General features: G+C 40.5%; 17 protein-coding genes. 12 read left to right on the forward strand and 5 right to left on the reverse strand.

Going from position 1 to position 20,189, the window contains the following annotated elements; translation table 11 throughout:
- The first annotated feature begins 8 nt into the window (after nucleotides 1-8).
- From IGL15_RS00935 to IGL15_RS00960, 6 genes are all read left to right on the forward strand, one after another.
- Nucleotides 9-1,454, forward strand: a complete 1,446-nt coding sequence (locus tag IGL15_RS00935) for an alpha-N-arabinofuranosidase (RefSeq protein WP_002337067.1) — start codon at nucleotides 9-11, stop codon at nucleotides 1,452-1,454.
- Between the two features lie 4 nt (nucleotides 1,455-1,458).
- Nucleotides 1,459-1,725: a DUF6171 family protein gene (locus IGL15_RS00940; RefSeq protein ID WP_002315578.1), complete on the forward strand. Its 267-nt coding sequence runs from the start codon at nucleotides 1,459-1,461 to the stop codon at nucleotides 1,723-1,725.
- A 52-nt stretch (nucleotides 1,726-1,777) separates the two neighbouring features.
- Nucleotides 1,778-2,968, forward strand: coding sequence for an arabinan endo-1,5-alpha-L-arabinosidase (locus IGL15_RS00945; protein ID WP_002298336.1), 1,191 nt, complete (start codon nucleotides 1,778-1,780; stop codon nucleotides 2,966-2,968).
- A gap of 630 nt (nucleotides 2,969-3,598) precedes the next feature.
- Entirely contained in the window at nucleotides 3,599-3,862 is a 264-nt protein-coding gene (locus tag IGL15_RS00950) for a type II toxin-antitoxin system Phd/YefM family antitoxin (protein ID WP_002294199.1), read from the forward strand.
- Complete coding sequence (locus IGL15_RS00955; protein WP_002294198.1) at nucleotides 3,862-4,128, forward strand: Txe/YoeB family addiction module toxin; 267 nt, start codon at nucleotides 3,862-3,864, stop codon at nucleotides 4,126-4,128. The genes IGL15_RS00950 and IGL15_RS00955 overlap by 1 nt, the downstream gene beginning before the upstream one ends.
- A 200-nt stretch (nucleotides 4,129-4,328) precedes the next feature.
- Nucleotides 4,329-4,817: a mannosyl-glycoprotein endo-beta-N-acetylglucosamidase gene (locus IGL15_RS00960; protein WP_002296561.1), complete on the forward strand. Its 489-nt coding sequence runs from the start codon at nucleotides 4,329-4,331 to the stop codon at nucleotides 4,815-4,817.
- Nucleotides 4,818-5,358: 541 nt separating this feature from the next.
- On the opposite strand, the gene IGL15_RS00965 is transcribed toward IGL15_RS00960, so the two are convergent.
- Genes IGL15_RS00965 through IGL15_RS00980 form a run of 4 tightly spaced genes read right to left on the reverse strand, consistent with a single transcriptional unit; the run spans nucleotide 5,359 to nucleotide 8,761 of the window.
- Nucleotides 5,359-6,030 carry an ABC transporter permease gene (locus tag IGL15_RS00965; protein ID WP_002319469.1) on the reverse strand — a complete coding sequence of 224 codons (672 nt, stop codon included), beginning with the start codon at nucleotides 6,028-6,030 and terminating at the stop codon, nucleotides 5,359-5,361.
- Nucleotides 6,027-6,944, reverse strand: a complete 918-nt coding sequence (locus tag IGL15_RS00970) for an osmoprotectant ABC transporter substrate-binding protein (protein WP_002298332.1) — start codon at nucleotides 6,942-6,944, stop codon at nucleotides 6,027-6,029. The genes IGL15_RS00965 and IGL15_RS00970 overlap by 4 nt, the downstream gene beginning before the upstream one ends.
- Nucleotides 6,941-7,582, reverse strand: coding sequence for an ABC transporter permease (locus IGL15_RS00975; RefSeq protein WP_002293405.1), 642 nt, complete (start codon nucleotides 7,580-7,582; stop codon nucleotides 6,941-6,943). The genes IGL15_RS00970 and IGL15_RS00975 overlap by 4 nt, the downstream gene beginning before the upstream one ends.
- A 3-nt stretch (nucleotides 7,583-7,585) precedes the next feature.
- A complete protein-coding gene (locus IGL15_RS00980; RefSeq protein ID WP_002294192.1) occupies nucleotides 7,586-8,761 on the reverse strand; it encodes a betaine/proline/choline family ABC transporter ATP-binding protein in 1,176 nt (391 codons plus the stop codon).
- Between the two features lie 192 nt (nucleotides 8,762-8,953).
- Between IGL15_RS00980 and queA the strand changes: the two genes are divergently transcribed.
- Together queA and IGL15_RS00990 are read left to right on the forward strand one after the other, a co-directional pair.
- Nucleotides 8,954-9,985 (forward strand): tRNA preQ1(34) S-adenosylmethionine ribosyltransferase-isomerase QueA, encoded by a 1,032-nt coding sequence (gene queA, locus IGL15_RS00985; RefSeq protein WP_104765313.1) that lies wholly within the window; start codon nucleotides 8,954-8,956, stop codon nucleotides 9,983-9,985.
- A 618-nt stretch (nucleotides 9,986-10,603) separates the two neighbouring features.
- Nucleotides 10,604-13,243 (forward strand): cation-translocating P-type ATPase, encoded by a 2,640-nt coding sequence (locus tag IGL15_RS00990; RefSeq protein ID WP_104765311.1) that lies wholly within the window; start codon nucleotides 10,604-10,606, stop codon nucleotides 13,241-13,243.
- A 167-nt stretch (nucleotides 13,244-13,410) separates the two neighbouring features.
- Here IGL15_RS00990 and IGL15_RS00995 read toward each other — a convergent pair whose 3' ends face one another.
- Nucleotides 13,411-14,109, reverse strand: coding sequence for a DUF975 family protein (locus IGL15_RS00995; RefSeq protein ID WP_002294185.1), 699 nt, complete (start codon nucleotides 14,107-14,109; stop codon nucleotides 13,411-13,413).
- A gap of 216 nt (nucleotides 14,110-14,325) precedes the next feature.
- On the opposite strand from IGL15_RS00995, the gene tgt reads away from it, so the two are divergent.
- The 4 genes from tgt (at nucleotide 14,326) to bglB (ending at nucleotide 20,176) form a co-directional block, all read left to right on the forward strand.
- Nucleotides 14,326-15,471 carry a tRNA guanosine(34) transglycosylase Tgt gene (gene tgt / locus IGL15_RS01000; protein WP_002294183.1) on the forward strand — a complete coding sequence of 382 codons (1,146 nt, stop codon included), beginning with the start codon at nucleotides 14,326-14,328 and terminating at the stop codon, nucleotides 15,469-15,471.
- 96 nt (nucleotides 15,472-15,567) lie between these two features.
- Nucleotides 15,568-15,939, forward strand: a complete 372-nt coding sequence (gene yajC / locus IGL15_RS01005; RefSeq protein WP_086324370.1) for a preprotein translocase subunit YajC — start codon at nucleotides 15,568-15,570, stop codon at nucleotides 15,937-15,939.
- A 304-nt stretch (nucleotides 15,940-16,243) separates the two neighbouring features.
- Complete coding sequence (gene adhE / locus IGL15_RS01010) at nucleotides 16,244-18,841, forward strand: bifunctional acetaldehyde-CoA/alcohol dehydrogenase (RefSeq protein WP_104765309.1); 2,598 nt, start codon at nucleotides 16,244-16,246, stop codon at nucleotides 18,839-18,841.
- A 228-nt stretch (nucleotides 18,842-19,069) separates the two neighbouring features.
- Entirely contained in the window at nucleotides 19,070-20,176 is a 1,107-nt protein-coding gene (bglB, locus tag IGL15_RS01015) for a beta-galactosidase BglB (protein WP_002288261.1), read from the forward strand.
- The last annotated feature ends 13 nt before the right edge of the window (nucleotides 20,177-20,189 follow it).

Here is a 20,189-nt window from a genome sequence, read left to right on the forward strand (position 1 = left end):
GTAGGAAAATGACAATCAAAATTCTACACACAAAATCAGGAACAACGATCAGCAAATATATCTACGGTCATTTTGCAGAGCATCTAGGCCGTTGTATCTATGAAGGATTATACGTTGGAGAAGATTCGCCGATCCCAAATAAAAATGGGATGCGGATCGATGTGGTTGAAGCACTGAAAAACATTCAAATCCCTGTGCTGCGTTGGCCAGGCGGCTGCTTCGCCGATGAATATCATTGGAAAGACGGGATTGGTCCTAAAGAAAACCGCAAAACGATGGTCAACACTCACTGGGGCGGCGTGACTGAAAACAATCATTTCGGGACCCATGAATTTTTTGAATTGATCAAGCAGCTGCAATGTGACGCGTATGTCAACGGCAATGTCGGCAGCGGAACGGTGCAAGAAATGTCAGAATGGGTGGAATACATCACGATGGATGGCATTTCTCCGATGGCTGATCTTCGCAGAGAAAATGGCCATGAAGAAGCGTGGGAAATGAAATTTTTTGGCGTAGGAAACGAAAACTGGGGTTGTGGCGGCAATATGCGGCCAGAGTACTATGCGGATCTGTATCGCCGCTATCAAACCTATGTCCGCCAATACGGTGACAAAAAAATCTACAAAGTCGCTGGCGGAGCGAATGTCGCAGACTATCATTGGACAGAAACGCTGATGAAAAACGCCCATTGGTTGATGGACGGCCTAAGCTTGCACTACTACGTTCATCCGCAAGGCTGGGAAGAAAAAGGTAGCGCCTTGGAATTTAATGAGGCAGAGTGGCAAGTGACCTGTGAAAAAGCAGCCTACATGGATGAATTATTGACCCGCCACAGCGCTATCATGGACCAGTATGACCCAGAAAAGCGTGTCGGAATCATTGTTGATGAATGGGGCACTTGGTTCTCAGCAGAACCTGGTACGAATCCAGGCTTCTTATACCAACAAAATACGATCCGTGATGCCATGGTCGCAGCGATCACCTTGAATATTTTCCATAAACATGCCAAGCGAGTGCACATGGCAAATATCGCACAAACCGTCAACGTCCTGCAAGCGATGATTTTGACAGATGGCGAACAAATGGTGAAAACCCCAAGCTATCATGTATTTGATTTGTACAAAGTCCATCAAGATGCTGAAACCATTGATAGCCATGGAACCAGCAGCGATACCATTACGTATACGATTTCGAAAAAAGAGGATACGATCCATCTATCGGTTTGTAATTTTGCTACCCAAGGCACGGAAGAATTATCCTTCTCCCTTGAAACAGCGATCAATAAAGTGAAAGAAGCTCGTTATATCGTGGGAGACAAAATGAACGCACACAATGATTTTGATCATCCTGAAGATGTGGCGATCCAAGACTTCACCGCTTACGATGTTGAAGAGAACAAAGTCAGCTTGCGTGTGCCAGCAATGAGTGTTCTAACGATCTCATTGACAGTCTGATCCCATGACTTGTAAAGGATGCGAAGTGAAAGATGTTGCTGTAGCAGCACAGGAAGACATTGAATCCTTGATTGCAGAACAACTTTCTTTAGAAAGAGACTTGGCTTTGCCGGAGATCGTCAGTAGGAGAATCGCTGTTTGTGAGACCTGTCCACTGCGATTGAATCATACCTGTACCAAATGTGGCTGTTTTTATCGGTTTCGCGCAAACTTAGCTAAGAAAAACTGTCCTGCAGGAATGTGGGAACAAACAGGACAGCTCGTCAAGTAGCTGTCCTGTTTTTATAAAATAGTATAAATCAATTAGGAGATGAGGGAAAGACATGACAGCGATCAATGGGGTTCATGATCCTACGATTATTGAACATGAAGGCACCTTTTATTTATATTCAACGGACACACAACAGCCCAAAACGGCTGGTGTACCAATTCGTAGCTCAAAAGATTTGATCCATTGGCAATTTGAGAAACAGGCATTGTCAGAAATGCCTGAACCAGCAGTAAAATGGAGCAAAGCTCAAGGACTATGGGCACCGGAAGTTATTCGCTACAAGGACGAATTCCGTATGTATTATTCTGCTTCGACATTCGGCAGTACCACTTCTTTTATCGGCTTAGCTACAGCATCAGATCCTTTGGGCCCTTGGGAAGATCAAGGAGAGGTTGTTAAAACCAATGCAACTCTTGCACAGCATAACGCGATCGATGCCAATATTGCTTTTGACCGCTCGGGTGAGCAGTGGTTTGTCTATGGTTCTTTCTTTGGCGGAATCTATATTGCTCCATTGAACAAAGAAACTGGAAAACTTCAAGAAAAGAGCTATGGCCAACGGATTGCTTTTCGTCCGAAAACAGTTGATACTGCTATTGAAGGCCCATTTATTTATTATCATCCTGAAACCGATTATTATTATTTGTTTGTTTCTTTCGATTCCCTTAACGATTCGTATAATATCCGTGTCGCCCGAGCAAAAGAAATTACAGGGCCATATCTGGACTGGCATGGTACGGCCATGACGGATCAAGAAAAGACGCCAACCGAAGTAGGGACCAAACTGTTGGGCAGTTATCAGTTCTCAGAAGAAACAGTTGTATACGCTCCTGGTCATAATTCGATCTTTACGCAATCCAATAAGGAAAGCTTTGTTGTGCATCATGCACGGAGAAAACCATTTAGTGACCAATTCCATTTACAAATACGTAAACTCTATTGGCTGGAATCAGGCTGGCCAGTAATCTCTGCTTCAATCTATCAGGGAAGTGTTTCACGAATGCCAGAGCAAGAAACTCTGTTAGGAAAGTGGGAAATCATCCAATTTGATTACGAATCTCAAATTATATCTTCTCAACAGCATGAAATAACAGAATTAAAAAAAGAAGGACGAAGTTACTTGTGGGAAGGAAATGAATTTGTCCCATATTATGAGTACATCGACCAAAAAGAAAGGTTGTTTTTCTCTGGAATCAATGATCAGGGCGTTGCGTTTCTTGGTCGAAAAGTGTGCGAAGAATAAAAAACAAGCAGCACAATGAGCAGATTGCATTGTGCTGCTTATAAACGTATACTGCTGCCCTTTTTACTAAATACTGCCTTTTAATAATCTGGCGCCATAAGTAGGAATCTCAGCCTCGTCAAGTGACCATTTTTTGTTACCATAACTCAGTGCCATTTTTAATTGGTGATTCACAAACCCAACGGTCTAAGCAAGTATCAAATCGATAGTGAACATGAATGACAGGAGACGAAAGAGGCAATCATTTTTGAGGCAGTAGAAGACTTGACGGCCAAAATCAGTTTTGAATAACCGTTACAAATCTTTCGTGCGTATCCTCAGGTTATTCAAGATATCAATCAAGTCACACTGCAACGAGGAACCTTCGTGTATTGGTGTTGTTGCATAGACTCACAGGCTTTGGATTCGACCTTTGCTAAAGATGATACGTTGTTACCAATTACTTTACGTTTGGCTACCGCTAGTCGTAAAGGAGTAAGAAGTGAGCGTGGACAAAGATCCTCCCTAAAAAGGGGTCTTTTTCTCTATGTAAAAAAGAGGAAAAGTTTGCTGAATTTAAGTGCTTTATTGTATTTTTTGACGTACTTAATCAAGTACGCTATAATTATATCAGAAAAAGGAGGAGAGACAATGGCTAATACAACGATGAATCCTAGCACTGCTCGTAAAAATTTTTATCAGTTATTGAAAGAGGTAAATGAAAATCATACTGAAATCGAGATTATTAGTGATCGTAGTGGAAACAATGCTGTATTGATTGGGCTGGAAGACTGGAGAGCGATTCAAGAAACCCTTTTTCTTGAGCAAACAGGTACTTTAGATAAAGTACGAGACCGCGAAAAAGATGACAGTGGCTTTACGAATATCGATGATATTGATTGGGAAGCTCTTTGATGAGTAACTATACAGTCGCAATCAAAAACTCTGCGAAAGTGGATTTAAGAAAAATCAAGCAATCGAATTTAAAGAAACAATTTGAAGAAGTGATTCAGACATTGAAGGAAGATCCATATATGCCCACGCAGTCTTTTGAAAAGCTGAGACCTACACATGAAGGCAGATACTCACGCAGGCTGAATAGACAGCATCGAGTGGTTTACAAAGTTGATGAGGAAAATAAAGTTGTGGAAATTTATTCTGCCTGGACACATTATGAGTGAAGTGAGAAGAGCCAACCTTTTTAGATAGTTAACAAAGAGTCTCCCCAAAAAGGAGACTCTTTTTTTGTTCTAAAACCAACCTTCTTGGATTTATTGCATGATTTCTTTAATTTGTTCCTATATCTCCACCTTTGAAGGGTCATTGTTTGAGTTTAGGAATGGAATGTTGACGGGTTTATGTAAAACAAGGAGGAAGAAGTGTGACAAGGAAAATCAGTAAAATTGGAGCATCGTTGTTAGTGTTGGCAGTGGCAACGACCATCGATTATCGCCAAAGTGAGGCGAAGACAATTGGAAATGTCGTTTATCGAGAAACAGCCAAAAGTATGTTGAAAAAAGCAATGGACAATCAACCGGAGTCGTCTTATTGGTTCCCAGAGGATTCGTTGGCATGGTCTTTTGGAAAAGATACAGATACGAAATACAATACCAGTGTCGTTCCTTTAGCAGAGCGGGTATCCAAAGCGACATTGCCGAACATGAATGTCACTCAAACGGAAGAAGTCAAAGTCGTGGCGCTTTCGGCCATGAATAGCAGTATCAACGGCAATGCATCACGAGGGATCGATATCTTTTACGCCAATGTCTTTTCTTATTGGCAATATATCGATCAATTGGTTTACGGGGGTGCTCTTCTGGTGAAGGATCATCGTATCGCCAAGTCTAGTTGCGACGGATGCAGTCCATAAGAATCGTGTACCGGTTTTAGGAACCGCAAACCTCCCATGGCGAGAAGCTGGAATGGCTAGATATGTTTTTAGCCAAGGATGAGGATGGCAAGTTCCCGATTGTATAAAAGATGATCGAAGTTACCGATACGGCAGTCACCAGTTTTGATGATGCAGCTGAAGGCATCGAACAATCGAGGACTGATGGAAAAGGCTTAAATGAAAGCCACGCCAAAGGATGTAAGAATTGATGCCCAATTCAAAGAACAAGCAGACGAGTATTTAGAGATCATGTGGTATGAATTCCATGACGAGTGATGGGAAAATGGATTGGCAAAATGCCTTAGCGGATAAGAAAAAAACTTAGTCGGTGGATGCAGAGATGAACCCGTTGGCAGTATGAAGTTGGAGTATACGGAATGGATAAATAGCTAAGAAAAGCAACTCTTTGCCCATAAGGAGGGAAGAATCAGAGTGGATTATTGCCTTAAAAAATGACAGAACTAAAAAAGCCTTTGCGACCAACAAATGGTCGCAGAAGCTTTTGTTTTTTACAATAACATCAGCGTGATGTACGGCTGGCTGGATCTAGCCGTCTTTCCAAAATACCTAAAAGCCAGTCCGTGATAATCGCCATTAATGCAGTTGGCAATGCACCTGCTAAAATAATCGATGTGCCATCTGTTGCATTGGTTCCTCGGATAATGATATCTCCAAGACCACCAGCACCGACGAATGCACCGATCGCGGTTATCCCGATGGCAACAACTAACGCGTTTCTTATGCCTGCCATGATAACAGAAACAGAGAGTGGTAACTCTACCATGAATAGTCGTTGTCTAGCAGTCATCCCCATGCCTTTGCCGACATCAAGGATGTTTTTATCTACTTGGATCATCCCGGTATACGTATTCTTGATGATCGGTAAGAGGGAATACAAAAATACAGTAACAATCACGACATTGACTCCCAGGCCTAATCCAATGATTAAAATGGAGATCATGGCTAGAGAAGGGATCGTCTGGATGATATTCGCCAAACGAATCACCCAGTTTGCTAATTTACGTCTCCTAGAAATCATGATCCCAACCGGAATCCCGACAACTGCTGCAAAGAGGACACCATAGATAGAAATCAGGAAGTGACGGATAAATTGTGCAAAGATATAGGAGCCATTTTCCTGGAAATAATAGAAAAATTGTTGAAAGACATTCATTTTATCCAATTGCTTCACTTCCCTTCAAAATAGTGGTTTTCTTGTAAGAAACGTTGTGCTACTACTGATGGTTCCACTAGATTATTATCTGCTTCGTAGTTCAATTCCTGCATTTTTTCCGTACTGATGGTATGACCTAACTTATTTAAGGCTTCTTTTAAATGAGGCGTATCAGCTAATATCTTGTTGTCTACAACTGGAGCAGCATCATATGGTGGGAAGAATTGACGATCATCTTCCAACATGACTAGATCATAACTGGCGATCCGTCCATCCGTAGAGTAGCCAAGAACAATATCCATTTTTCCTGCTTCGACTGCGTCATAAACAAGTCCAATCTGCATAGGTAATATCGAATTGAAGGAGAAGCCATAAGTTTCTTGGAAGCCGTCATAACCGTCTCCTTTACGATTGATCCAAGAAGTATCTACACCAGCTACTAATTCATCCGCTACATTTTTCAGATCGCTGACTTTAGATAAATGGTATTTTTGTGCGGTGTCTTTTCGAACAAGAAAGACATACGTATTTTCAAAACCATAGGACGGGAACCACGTTTGATCGTATCTTTTCTCAAATTCATCTTTCACGGTAGCAAACGCTTTTTTCGGATCTTTTTCAGGAGGAAGGTTCAATGTAGTCGTTAAATCTGTTCCTGTGTAGCGAGCCGCTGAAATTGAAGCATCTCCGTTCATCATCGCTTGATGGTTGATAGTTGTGGTAGCCAGATTGTTGATGATTGCGGTATTTTTATCTGTATAATGTTCAACCATTCCGGCAACTAGGCTTGCTAAGATCTGTGCTTCTGAAGTGATTCCACCTGTGATCGAAATGGTGTCTTCATCTGTATTGCTGGCAAGACCAGGGAAAGAACAACTCGCAAGTATAAGAAGAGAGAAAAGAACCATGGTCATTTTTAGTATACGTTTCATTCTTCATTCTCCTCTCTAAGTGCGATCGGTGTCAGCCGGTGTTCCAAGAGACCTAGAAGCCAATCAGCCAATAGTGCTAAAATCGTTACAGGGATCGTACCTGCCAAAATGAGATCTGGTTGGTAATTATTCAGTCCACTAAAAATCAAATCACCTAAACCACCAGCCCCGATATAAGAAGCAAGTGTAGCCCATGCAATCACGTAAACGGCAGCTAAACGAATACCAGCCATGATCGTTGGCATAGCAATGGGCAATTCAACGGAAAAAATGGATTGGAACTCAGTCATCCCCATGCCTTTTGCCACATCCCGATAATTCCAATCGACATTTTTCATCCCAATGTACGTATTACGTAAAATCGGCAATAATGAATAAATAAAGAGTGCGATAATCGCAGGTAATTTACCTACGCCAAATAGCGGGATCATCAATGCCAATAAAGCAAGAGAAGGGATTGTCTGCAAGGCACTGGTTAAGCCAATCACAATCGTGGCAGCTTTTGGAAAACGTGTCAGTAAGACACCAAGCGGTACAGCAATGATGATACCAATGATCAAAGCAAGTCCCGAAATATAAAGATGTTCAAAACCTTTTGAGAGAATTTCTGAACCGTGTTGATGAAAAAACTGCTGCATAGGTCAGACCTCCTTAGATTCTTCAGGAGTAGCTGACTCTGCAACATCAGTAGTTGCGGGATCTTCTCCCCAAATCACATCGTAGACGATATCCACTAATGATGCACGAGTCAGGATACCTACAACTTTGTTCTGTTCATCAACGACCGGCACGTATTTCAGTCCGCGTTTTAAAATGCGTTGCAAGGTATCACGAAGATAGGCGGATTCTTTTACGTAAAAAACATGTTTATTTAATATGTCGCCGACACTGGATACTTTTCCTCGCTTTTTATTCAACGTTTCTACATCGATAAATCCTTTTAATACATTCGAATTATCGGTAACTAACAACGTATCTACACGTTTTTCCCTCATAAGTTTGATTGCTTCTTGTAATGATTTTTCCGGTGTAATCGTGATTGCTGTATTTAGCATAACTTCTCCGACTCTTGTCGCATTTGGCTTGGCTTGTAGTAGGCGATCTTCTCCAATCAACTCTTCTACGAAATCGTTTGCAGGATGACGTAAAATATTTTCTGGTGTATCAAATTGGATCACACGGCCTTCACTCATGATGGCGATACGGCTTGCTAGTTTAATCGCTTCATCCATGTCATGGGTTACAAATACGATCGTTTTTCCCAAACGCTCTTGTAAATCTTTGACAAGGTCTTGCAAGGAATCACGAGTGATGGGATCAAGCGCACCGAATGGCTCGTCCATCAAGATGATATCTTGATTCGCTGCAAGGGCACGAACGACTCCAATACGCTGCTGCTGCCCACCAGATAATTCATGTGGGTAGCGATCTAACATCTCACGGGGCAATTCCACAAGATCAATCATTTTTTCAGCTGTTTTATTCCGTTCTTCTTGACTGACTTTCAACAATTTTTGGACAAGAGTGATATTTTCACGGATCGTCATGTGAGGCATCAATCCAATACTTTGGATAACATAGCCGATCTGACGTCGCAATTCCACTGGATCAATTTCTTGGATGGATTTTCCATCAATCAAAATTTTCCCTTGTGTTGGATCAGTCATTCGGTTGATCATCCGCATCGTCGTCGTTTTTCCGCTTCCGCTCGTACCGATAAAACAAATGAACTCACCCTTTTCAAATGAAAGATTGACGTCCTCTACAGCGACTTTTCCACCTTTATAAATCTTTGACACATTTTGAAATTCAATCATGGTGCCACCTCTTTTTCTATTTTCAATGAAGAACTATCTATTACTAGTATGCCTAAAACAATGAGAAAATACAAATAGGGTAGTTTTTTTATTTAGGAAAACAAAAAATAGAAGTGAAAAAGTGCTGATTTTGCCAACAGAACGAAAAACATGATAGAATGATGAAGCACATGATAGAAAGTGAGTGACGATATGTTAACAACAGAAGATTTTGATTTTGACTTGCCGGAAGAGTTGATCGCACAAACACCATTAAAAGACCGCGATCATTCTCGTTTACTTGTTTTGGATCGGAAAACTGGAGAAATGAAAGACAAGCATTTCCATGAAATCATTGAAGAATTACACCCTGGAGATGCGCTAGTCATGAATAATACACGAGTTCTGCCCGCTCGTTTATATGGAGAAAAACCAGATACTGGTGCGCATTTAGAAGTCCTTCTTCTAACGAATACACAAGGAGATACGTGGGAGACATTGATCAAACCTGCGAAACGTGCCAAAGTGGGGACAAGAATCTCTTTTGGTGATGGCAGATTGCAAGCAGTAGTGAAAGAAGAATTGGAACACGGCGGACGGATCATTGACTTTGAGTATGAAGGAATTTTTCTAGAGATTCTTGAATCATTGGGAGAAATGCCATTGCCTCCATACATCAAAGAACGTCTGGAAGACCCAGATCGCTATCAAACTGTCTATGCGAAAGAAAATGGTTCTGCTGCAGCGCCAACAGCTGGATTGCATTTTACGAAAGAATTACTTGATGAGATCGAAGCAAAGGGCGTTGAATTAGTCTATCTGACACTACATGTAGGGTTAGGTACATTCCGACCTGTCAGCGTAGATAAAATTGAAGAACACCATATGCATAGTGAATTCTACCGTTTGACGGAAGAAGCAGCTGAGCGATTGAACCAAGTACGTAAAAATGGCGGGAAAATCGTGGCTGTCGGAACAACTTCAATTCGAACATTAGAAACGATTGGAACGAAATTTAATGGAGAAATCAAAGCAGACAGCGGATGGACTGATATTTTCATTACGCCTGGCTATGAATTCAAAGTGGTAGAAGCTTTCTCAACTAATTTCCATTTGCCAAAATCAACTTTAGTCATGTTAGTTAGTGCCTTTGCAGGAAGAGAATTGACTTTATCTGCTTACCAGCATGCGATTGACGAGCGCTATCGTTTCTTTAGTTTTGGAGATGCGATGTTCGTGAAATAAGGTTATGAAAAGCCGCTAGTTTTGAATAACAAAAAAACTTTACAAAGATTTTATGACAAAGAAAAAGCCGAGCTCTCGATAAGCTCGGCTTTCTTGTACCTCGGAAGGATTCAAATAAACAGAAATGATTGTAACTTTCCATCATACATGCAAAGCACGGTGTTGAATTTCTTCATGTTAAACAAAAATTTTGTTTTCGTTACATCTTCAACATTTGAAACATCTCTTGTTCCTATTCAATTTTCAGACGTTTACGTTATTCAATTGTTACGTATCGCATTACTTCTTGTTTCGGATACTCCGTGATCCAAACATCCATACGCATTCACTATTTATAGGTTTGTACTCTACACGCATGTCTAGGTGAAACCTGTACTTCTAACAACTTTGTTTGCTTACACTGTTCTATCGAGAAATTCTTCTGTCTATTTGATGGTATCCTCCTTCCTTACATCTATATAATAGCATCCTTTGGTAGCGTTTGCAAATATAAGCACTTTAGATTTTACGCTTTCTTAACAAATAATCGATAAGCCCTTTATTTGAAGTAAATAAAAAAAGGATGTTATAGTAAAATAAGTACCTTTTTTTGTACGAAGATTTTAAAGGAGGAATAGGATGGAAGAATACAAGCAGACAATAGAAGAAGTAAAGAAGGTAACAGAAGCAGATCCAGATACTGGGTTGTCTTCACAAGAAGTGGATGAACGGCGAAAAAAGCAGGGATTGAATAAATTCGATGAGGCGCCGAAAGAGTCGATGATCAAAAAATTCTTTCGAAGCTTGTCGGATTTTACAACGATCATCCTTCTCGTAGCAGCGGTGATTTCCTTTTATACCGCATTTGCTACAGAACATGGGGATTTATTTGAAGGACTGCTGATCATCGCTATCGTTGTGATCAACTCGGTATTGGCGATTGTCCAAGAAGGAAACGCAGAAAAAGCACTGGAATCCTTGCAAGATATGAATAAACAAACGGCAACTGTCATACGAGACGGCAAAGTGACCACTGTTGAGTCAGAGCAACTGGTAGTGGGTGATATTCTTGTTTTAGAGTCCGGTGATGCTATTTCTGCCGATGCCCGTTTGATCGAAGCATCACAATTACGTGTAGAAGAATCGGCGTTGACTGGAGAAAGTGAAGCAGTTGAAAAAGATGCAGCATTTATTGCTGAAGAAGATGAGCCATTAGGTGACCAATTTAATATGGTATTTAAAGGATGTACGGTTGCTGCAGGTCGTGGGAAAGCTATCGTCACAGCCATTGGTATGGCAACAGAAATGGGTAAGATTGCGGATCTTTTGAACGAAAATACTATGCAAAAAACACCTTTACAGGTCCGATTGAATCAGCTAGGCAAACGAATCAGTATGATCGCTTTAGCGGCTGCGGCTTTAGTATTTGTGATTGGTGAACTGCAAGGAGAACCACTCCTTGAGATGTTCATGACTTCGATTTCCTTAGCTGTTGCAGCTGTACCGGAAACCTTGACTGTTATTGTTACGTTGACACTTGCATACGGTGTGCAGAAGATGGCGAGGAAACATGCGATCATCCGACAGTTGCCAGCAGTTGAAACGCTAGGAACCGCTAATGTTATCTGCTCAGACAAAACAGGAACGCTGACACAAAATGAAATGCGCGTCCGCCGGGTATGGAGCAAAGAAGATGAAGTAACGAATATCGAAGACTCAATGACGAACAGCGCGATGGAAATATTGAAAATGGCTGCACTATGTACAGATGTGACGGTCGAGCAAGAAGATGACGACCTTGTTATCAAAGGTAATCCAACAGAAGTAGCCATCGTTAGGGCTGTTGAAGAGAATTATCATACAAAAGCAGAATTAGAAGAAAAATATCCACGAGTAAACGAGCTTCCTTTTGATTCTGAACGAAAAATGATGACAACAGTTCATCAAATGGGTGAAAAATACATCTCAATCACCAAAGGAGCATTCGATGTTCTTGCTCCGCGCTTTAGTTCAGGCGATGTAGAACAAGCAGCGATTGTCAATGATCGCTTTGGTAAACGGGCGCTGAGAGTGATTGCTGTTGGTTATGCTACTTATGACGAAGAACCGCAAGATATTTCTTCTGAAGCACTGGAAAAAGACTTACGTTTGATTGGTCTGATCGGAATGATCGATCCACCACGTCCAGAAAGTAAAGGAGCAATCAAGCGAGCGAAAAAGGCTGGCATCAAAACAGTCATGATCACTGGAGATCATGTGGTAACTGCCAGTGCCATAGCGAAAGAATTAGGTATCTTAAATGATCCGTCAGAAGCACTTTCAGGATCAGAACTGCATCAATTATCAGACGAAGAATTAGATGAGCGTGTCAAAGCTCTCTCTGTCTATGCTCGGGTAACGCCAGAAGACAAGATCCGGATCGTCAAATCTTGGCAACGTACAGGTGCAGTCGTAGCGATGACTGGTGATGGTGTGAATGATGCACCAGCGTTGAAAGCAAGTAACGTCGGATGTGCTATGGGGATCACAGGAACAGACGTGGCGCAAAGTGCCGCAGATATGATTCTGACGGATGACAACTTTGCGACGATCGTAGACGCTGTCAGTCAAGGTCGTTCGGTTTATCAGAATATTCGTAAAGCTATCAACTTTTTGCTAAGCTGTAATATTTCGGAGATCTTTATTGTTTTGATTGCGATGCTGTTAGGCTGGGGAGCGCCATTCACAGCTGTGCAACTACTGTTTGTCAATGTAGTTGCCGATGGTCTTCCAGGATTTGCTTTGGGAAGAGAACCAGCAGAACACGGCATCATGGATCAGCCTCCTATTCCGAAAAACGAAGGGATCTTTGCTCGAGGTTTATTGCAAAAAATCGCCATAAACGCAGGAGTCTTCACCATCGTAACGCTGTTTGGTTACTATTTAGGTAGTTATGTCGATACTATTAGCCCATGGGTAGATGCAAGTCAGCATGTCGGTCAAACTGTTGCATTCTTGATCTTAGCTTATTCATCGATTTTGCATGTGTTCAATGTACGCAGCAGTCAATCGATCTTCAAAGTTAATTTAGCAACCAATAAAGCTTTGGTAGAAATGGCGTTACTGGCATTAGCTATTACAACGGCTGTTGCTTTGCTGCCATTTACGCAAGAACTATTCGGCCTAGTACACATCAGTTTGAATCACTGGTTCTTGGTAGGGATTTTGTCTATCGTACCAATCGCGGTCAATGAACTGATCAAGTTCCATCGATTACCGGAAGCAGAAGAAGAGGAATGATCAACTGTTTCTAAGTTGATTTTCTTTTTACTGGAACTATACAAAAAGGAGGTGTGACATAAATGTTGTCACACCTCCTTTTTGCTAATGGGCTGAATGTTTCTTTTACTACCTCTCGATAAACGGTGTTCTCCTGCCAACCCCTCGGTCACAAGTCACACTCTCTTTTAAATATCTTTTGGCAATTGTTCATAAAATGCTGCTTTTGTTGCGGAAATGTATGGGCTGAGCCATAGATAACCAATACCAGCAGTTGCTAATGCTAAGATATGCCAGCCGATAAATGAAAGATCTAACCAGAAAAGTTGTCCTTTATAACCATCCATCAATTTTCGACTTGCAGTGATTGTATCCAGTACTTTAGGTGTTTGTCCTGTTTCTTGGACGATATCGTAGTAGATAAAATAGCTTTGAGAATAAGAATAGCTTTTAATGATTCCAGGAATAACTAATAGCAAACCCCATAATGTTGTAAAGATCGAGATCAGCACAGCTAAGCCGATCACTCCGCCGATAAACAAACCTTTGAATCCACGAAATGCATCTTTGAATGGTTCGATCTGATCTTTTTGTCCACGTAAAATATCAAGATAAGTCCAAGAAATACCGCTCATGAACAAAGCGCTAATGATGCTGGAAATAATTCCGCCACCGCCTCCTGAACTACCGCCTCCTGAAGTTGTCGCATCTGAGACGCTCGCTGATCCATCATATATGGTGGTGGCAAACAAGATAATAGGAATCATAATAAGAAGAATAGCAGCAATACCAATCAATGTAGGGATTAGATTTAGTAAAACAGCTTGCCCCCAACGTCCTTTTAAACTCTCTTTTGCTTGGCGTTTTAATTCTGCAGAAGATTGCATGATTTTTCCCTCCTTTTCTTTAATAACACCAATATATCATGTATCAAAAAATATTTCTGTCATAATGTTTTTCTTTTTTTGTTATTCATAAAAAAAGGATAAAAAAAAGAATATTAAATAAAATAGAAGGAAGCCGAGGGAACTTGCAAAAAGTACTTGAAACGATTATGATGGTGGGAGTTGTCAAGATATTTTATATAGAAAGTAGGGAAATGAATGACGCAACCTGCCATTCGCTATCGTTTAATCAAGAAAGAAAAACATACTGGCGCGCGTTTAGGGGAATTGATCACGCCACACGGAACTTTCCCCACACCAATGTTCATGCCAGTAGGAACATTAGCAACAGTAAAAACAATGTCCCCAGAAGAGTTGAAAGAAATGGGTGCTGGCGTTATTTTAAGTAATACATATCATTTATGGCTGCGCCCTGGTGAAGACTTAGTAGAAGAAGCTGGCGGACTGCATAAATTTATGAACTGGGATCAACCGATTTTAACAGATTCAGGCGGCTTTCAAGTTTTTTCATTAAGTGATATGCGGAATATCGAAGAAGAAGGCGTGCATTTCAAAAATCACTTGAACGGTTCGCGTATGTTTTTATCACCAGAAAAAGCAATCAACATCCAAAATAAATTGGGCTCTGATATCATGATGAGTTTTGACGAATGTCCACCATTCGATGAAAGTTACGACTACGTGAAAAAATCGGTAGAACGTACGTCTCGATGGGCAGAACGAGGATTGAAAGCTCATGCTAATCCAGATCGTCAAGGATTGTTTGGAATCATCCAAGGAGCAGGATTTGAAGATCTTCGTCGTCAAAGTGCGAAAGATCTAGTCGGGATGGATTTCCCTGGTTACTCAATCGGCGGGTTATCTGTCGGGGAACCTAAATCAGAAATGAACCGTGTATTAGAATTCACTACACCGTTGATACCCGAAAACAAACCACGTTACTTGATGGGTGTCGGCGCTGCTGATTCATTGATCGATGGTGTTATCCGTGGAGTAGACATGTTTGACTGTGTCTTGCCTACTCGAATCGCTCGAAATGGCACATGTATGACTTCTCAAGGCCGTCTAGTAGTGAAAAATGCGAAATATGCCCATGATTTCCGTCCAATTGATGAGAAATGTGATTGTTACACATGTAAAAACTATACACGTGCATATATCCGCCATTTGATCAAATGTGATGAAACATTTGGCATTCGTTTGACTTCTTACCATAATTTATACTTCTTGTTGAATCTAATGAAACAAGTACGTCAAGCAATCATGGATGATAATTTGCTTGAATTTAGAGAAGCCTTTTTTGAAGAATACGGGTTCAATAAAGAAAACGCAAAAAGTTTCTAAAGGAAAATCTTTTAAAAATTAAGTAAAAAACTAGTGTTAACAGCATTTTTCTGCTAAAGTGTTTTTTGTAGATACAGAATTAGTGAGGTGAAAAAAATGGGATCATTACCAATGCTTGTGATGTTTATCGCGCTATTAGCAATGTGGTTTTTTATGTCACGTTCGCAAAAGAAACAACAGCAAGAACGTCAAAACTTGTTAGATAGCATGAAACCAGGTGATTCAGTCGTAACGATCGGCGGATTACACGGAGTTGTTTCAGAAATCGACAATGATAAACGGACAGTCGTTTTAGACTGCGAAGGGATCTTCCTTGAGTACGATCGTGCAGCAATCAAAACGGTCAAACCAGGGACTGTCGTAACAAATGATGCAACGACTACTGTTGAAACAACAGAAGAACCAGCTGAGACAGTTGAAGTAAAAACTGAAACAACAGAAACGCTGGAAGAGAAGAAAGAAAAATAAGTATCAAAGCTTATTTAAAGACGAGGTAGGGCAGAAAGATGTCCTACCTCATTTTTTATTCAAAAAAGAAAGAGATAAGAGCGTGGAATATATTGCTCAACATTGAATAATCGGGTGTATCATATAAATAATAATAAATAACTTTATATATTTTTCTATGCAAATGCTTATAAATAAAGGGATTTGATATTTAAAAATAACTGTGAAAAAAATCACAAAAAAGTGTTTACATAGAAAAACAAATATTGTATGATATACATGTGAATGATTTAACAAATAACCATGACCCATTAGGAGGATAATGATGGCTAAAGTAATGGAAAAAGAAAAAACGAAGACAATTGACGTACAAGCAATGATTGATGGTTTGGCAGAAAAAGCAAATGCAGCATTGAAAGAAATGGAAAGCTTTGATCAAGAAAAAGTAGACCATATCGTTCATGAAATGGCAATGGCAGCTTTGGATCAACATATGCCATTAGCAAAGATGGCTGTGGAAGAAACAGGTCGCGGTGTTTACGAAGATAAAGCAATCAAAAATATGTATGCGTCCGAATACATTTGGCATAATATCAAACATGATAAAACAGTTGGTGTGATCAATGAAGATGTCCAAAAAGGGTTGATTGAAATTGCTGAACCAGTCGGTGTGGTTTGCGGAGTAACTCCAACAACGAATCCGACTTCCACAACGATTTTCAAATCAATGATCGCGTTGAAAACAAGAAATCCAATCGTTTTTGCTTTCCATCCAAGTGCCCAAAAATCTTCTGCAGAAGCAGCACGAGTAGTACGTGATGCTGCTATCGCTGCCGGAGCTCCTGAAAATTGTATCCAATGGATCGAACATCCATCGATTGAAGCGACTTCTATGCTGATGAACCATCCAGGTATTGCAATCGTCTTAGCAACAGGTGGAGCAGGAATGGTCAAATCTGCTTACTCTACAGGAAAACCAGCTTTAGGTGTAGGTCCAGGTAATGTGCCAGCTTATATTGAAAAAACAGCAAAAATCAAACGTGCAGTGAACGATTTGATCGTTTCGAAAACATTTGATAATGGAATGATTTGTGCTTCTGAACAAGCTGTGATCGTGGATAAAGAAATCTATGCAGCAGTAAAAGCAGAATTCCAAGCACACCAAGTTTATATCGTAAAACCAGATGAATTGCAAAAATTAGAAGATGCAGTGATGAACGAAGGAAAATATGCGGTCAATCCATCAATCGTTGGACATTCTGCGATGGAAATCGCAAAATTGGCAGGAATCAGTGTACCAAAAGGAACGAAAATGCTGATTGCTGAATTGGAAGGCGTAGGCCCAGATTATCCGCTATCAAGAGAAAAACTTTCTCCAGTTCTTGCCATGATCAAAGCTAACAACACGGACCATGCGTTTGATTTGTGTGAAGGTATGTTGAATCTTGGAGGATTAGGACATACAGCAGTTATCCATTCAGAAAACGAAGAGTTGCATGTCAAATTCGGTCTTCGAATGAAAGCTTGTCGTATTTTAGTGAATACACCATCTGCAGAAGGCGGCATCGGTGATATCTATAACGAAATGATTCCGTCATTGACTTTGGGATGCGGTTCTTATGGTAAGAACTCTGTTTCTCGTAACGTCTCTGCTGTAAACTTAATCAATGTCAAAACTGTAGCGAAACGGAGAAATAACATGCAATGGTTCAAATTACCGCCAAAAATCTTCTTTGAAAAGAACTCTCTATTGTACTTAGAGAAAATGGAAAACGTTAAACGTGTCATGATCGTTTGTGACCCTGGTATGGTCCAATTCGGTTACTGCGATACAGTTCGTGAAGTATTGGCACGACGTAAAAATGATGTGAAGATCGAAGTCTTCTCAGATGTTGAACCGAACCCATCGACAAATACCGTATACGCAGGAACGAAACTGATGGCAGACTTCAAGCCAGATACAGTAATCGCTCTTGGAGGCGGTTCTGCAATGGACGCAGCTAAGGGAATGTGGATGTTCTATGAACACCCAGACACATCTTTCTTTGGTGCAAAACAAAAATTCTTGGATATCCGTAAACGGACATATAAGATCGACAAACCAGAAAAAACACAATTCGTATGTATCCCGACAACATCAGGGACTGGTTCTGAAGTAACGCCATTTGCGGTCATCACTGACAGTGAAACACATGTGAAATATCCGTTAGCAGATTATGCATTGACGCCAGATGTCGCAATCGTCGATCCTCAATTCGTCATGTCAGTTCCAGCATCTGTCACAGCAGATACCGGGATGGATGTGTTAACACATGCAATCGAATCCTATGTTTCAGTCATGGCTTCAGATTATACACGTGGATTGAGCCTACAAGCAATCAAGTTAGTCTTTGACTATTTAGAAAAATCAGTAAAAACACCTGATATGGAATCACGTGAAAAAATGCACAATGCTTCTACAATGGCTGGTATGGCGTTTGCTAACGCATTCCTAGGTATTTGTCACTCAGTCGCACATAAAATCGGCGGGGAATACGGGATCCCTCATGGACGGACAAATGCGATTCTTTTACCGCATATTATCCGCTATAATGCAAAAGATCCACAAAAACATGCGATGTTCCCTAAATATGACTATTTCCGTGCAGATACAGATTACGCAGATATTGCAAAATTCTTAGGTCTGAAAGGCGAAACAACAGAGGAATTAGTCGAAGCTTTAGCAACGGCTGTTTATGAATTAGGAAAATCTGTCGGCATCAACATGAGTCTAAAAGCTCAAGGAGTCACACAAGAAACACTAGATACAACCGTAGACCGTATGGCTGAATTAGCTTACGAAGACCAATGTACGACAGCTAATCCGAAAGAACCATTGATCTCTGAATTGAAACAGATCATCATTGATGCTTACAACGGATAAGCAAAAGAAAGCGTAGAAAAAAGATAAGAAAATAGATGAAAAAGAACTTGGAAAACGTTGTTTCTCCAAGTTCTTTTTTTAATTTCCAAGTAACTGAAAGTTACTTTTGTTATTTAACATTTAGGTCAATTTTAGACAGTTTTTGTTCAAAAAGCGATATTTATAGTGGACGGTATTACTGCTATATTAAGGATATAAAATGAAAGCGTTTAAAAAGGTGGCGTAAAGATGATTATTAAAGAAGAGATTTTTGTACCTAAAGAATTAGTGAAAGAAAAAATTGACCTGCTCGTTGAAAACCTGACAACGATCAAAGACGATAATGGTGAATTTTTGTTGGACTTTGATGGACTGAAAGTAGATGACAAAAGCTGGACAGTGTGGAATTGGCCACAAGGTGTCGGTCTATATGGTATTTATAAAAATTACCAGATGACAAAAAATCCTCGCGCTTATCAAGTGGTCAATGAATGGTTTGAGGATCGTATGGAAGAAGGCGCTCCGCCCAAAAACGTCAATACAATGGCACCGCTATTGACTATGGCTTACTTGTATGAAGACACGAAAGATTCACGCTATTTGCCTTATTTAGAACAATGGGCAGAATGGGTCATGAATGACATGCCTCGGACAAATGAAGACGGGTTACAGCATGCCACATATGGACCGGAAAATAAGAATCAGTTGTGGGACGATACATTGATGATGACAGTGCTTCCTTTGGCAAAAATCGGGAAACTGTTGAATCGCCCAGAATATTTAGAAGAAGCTCGTTACCAGTTTATGATCCATATCAAATACTTGATGGATAAACGAACAGGATTGTGGTATCACGGCTGGACGTTTGAAGGAAATCATAACTATGCCGAAGCATTTTGGGCTCGTGGAAACTGCTGGTTGACGATTGCTATTCCAGAGATCATTGAAATCTTAGAATTATCGAAAGAAGATGCATTGCGCAAATTATTGATCGAAACACTTGAAGCACAAGTGCGTGCATTAAAAACTTATCAGTCTGAAAGCGGTTTATGGCATACGTTGTTGGATGATCCTTCTTCTTACGTAGAATCTTCTGCAACTGCAGGATTTGCTTACGGTATTTTGAAAGCGGTCCATAAACGTTATTTACCACAAGAATATAAAGAAGTCGCTTATCGTGCTATCCAAGGATTGCTTGAACAAATCGATGAAAAAGGAGAGGTTCAAAACGTTTCAATCGGGACAGGAATGGGGGACAGTTTAGATTTTTATCGGAATATCGGAATCACAGCAATGCCTTATGGACAGTCGTTAACGGTGCTTTGTTTGACAGAATTGCTCGTCTCTTATTGTTAAAAGAAAGGAAACC

Origin of the sequence: Enterococcus sp. DIV0436a (assembly GCF_051711605.1) — a bacterium.
Classification (GTDB): Bacteria; Bacillota; Bacilli; order Lactobacillales; family Enterococcaceae; genus Enterococcus_B; species Enterococcus_B faecium.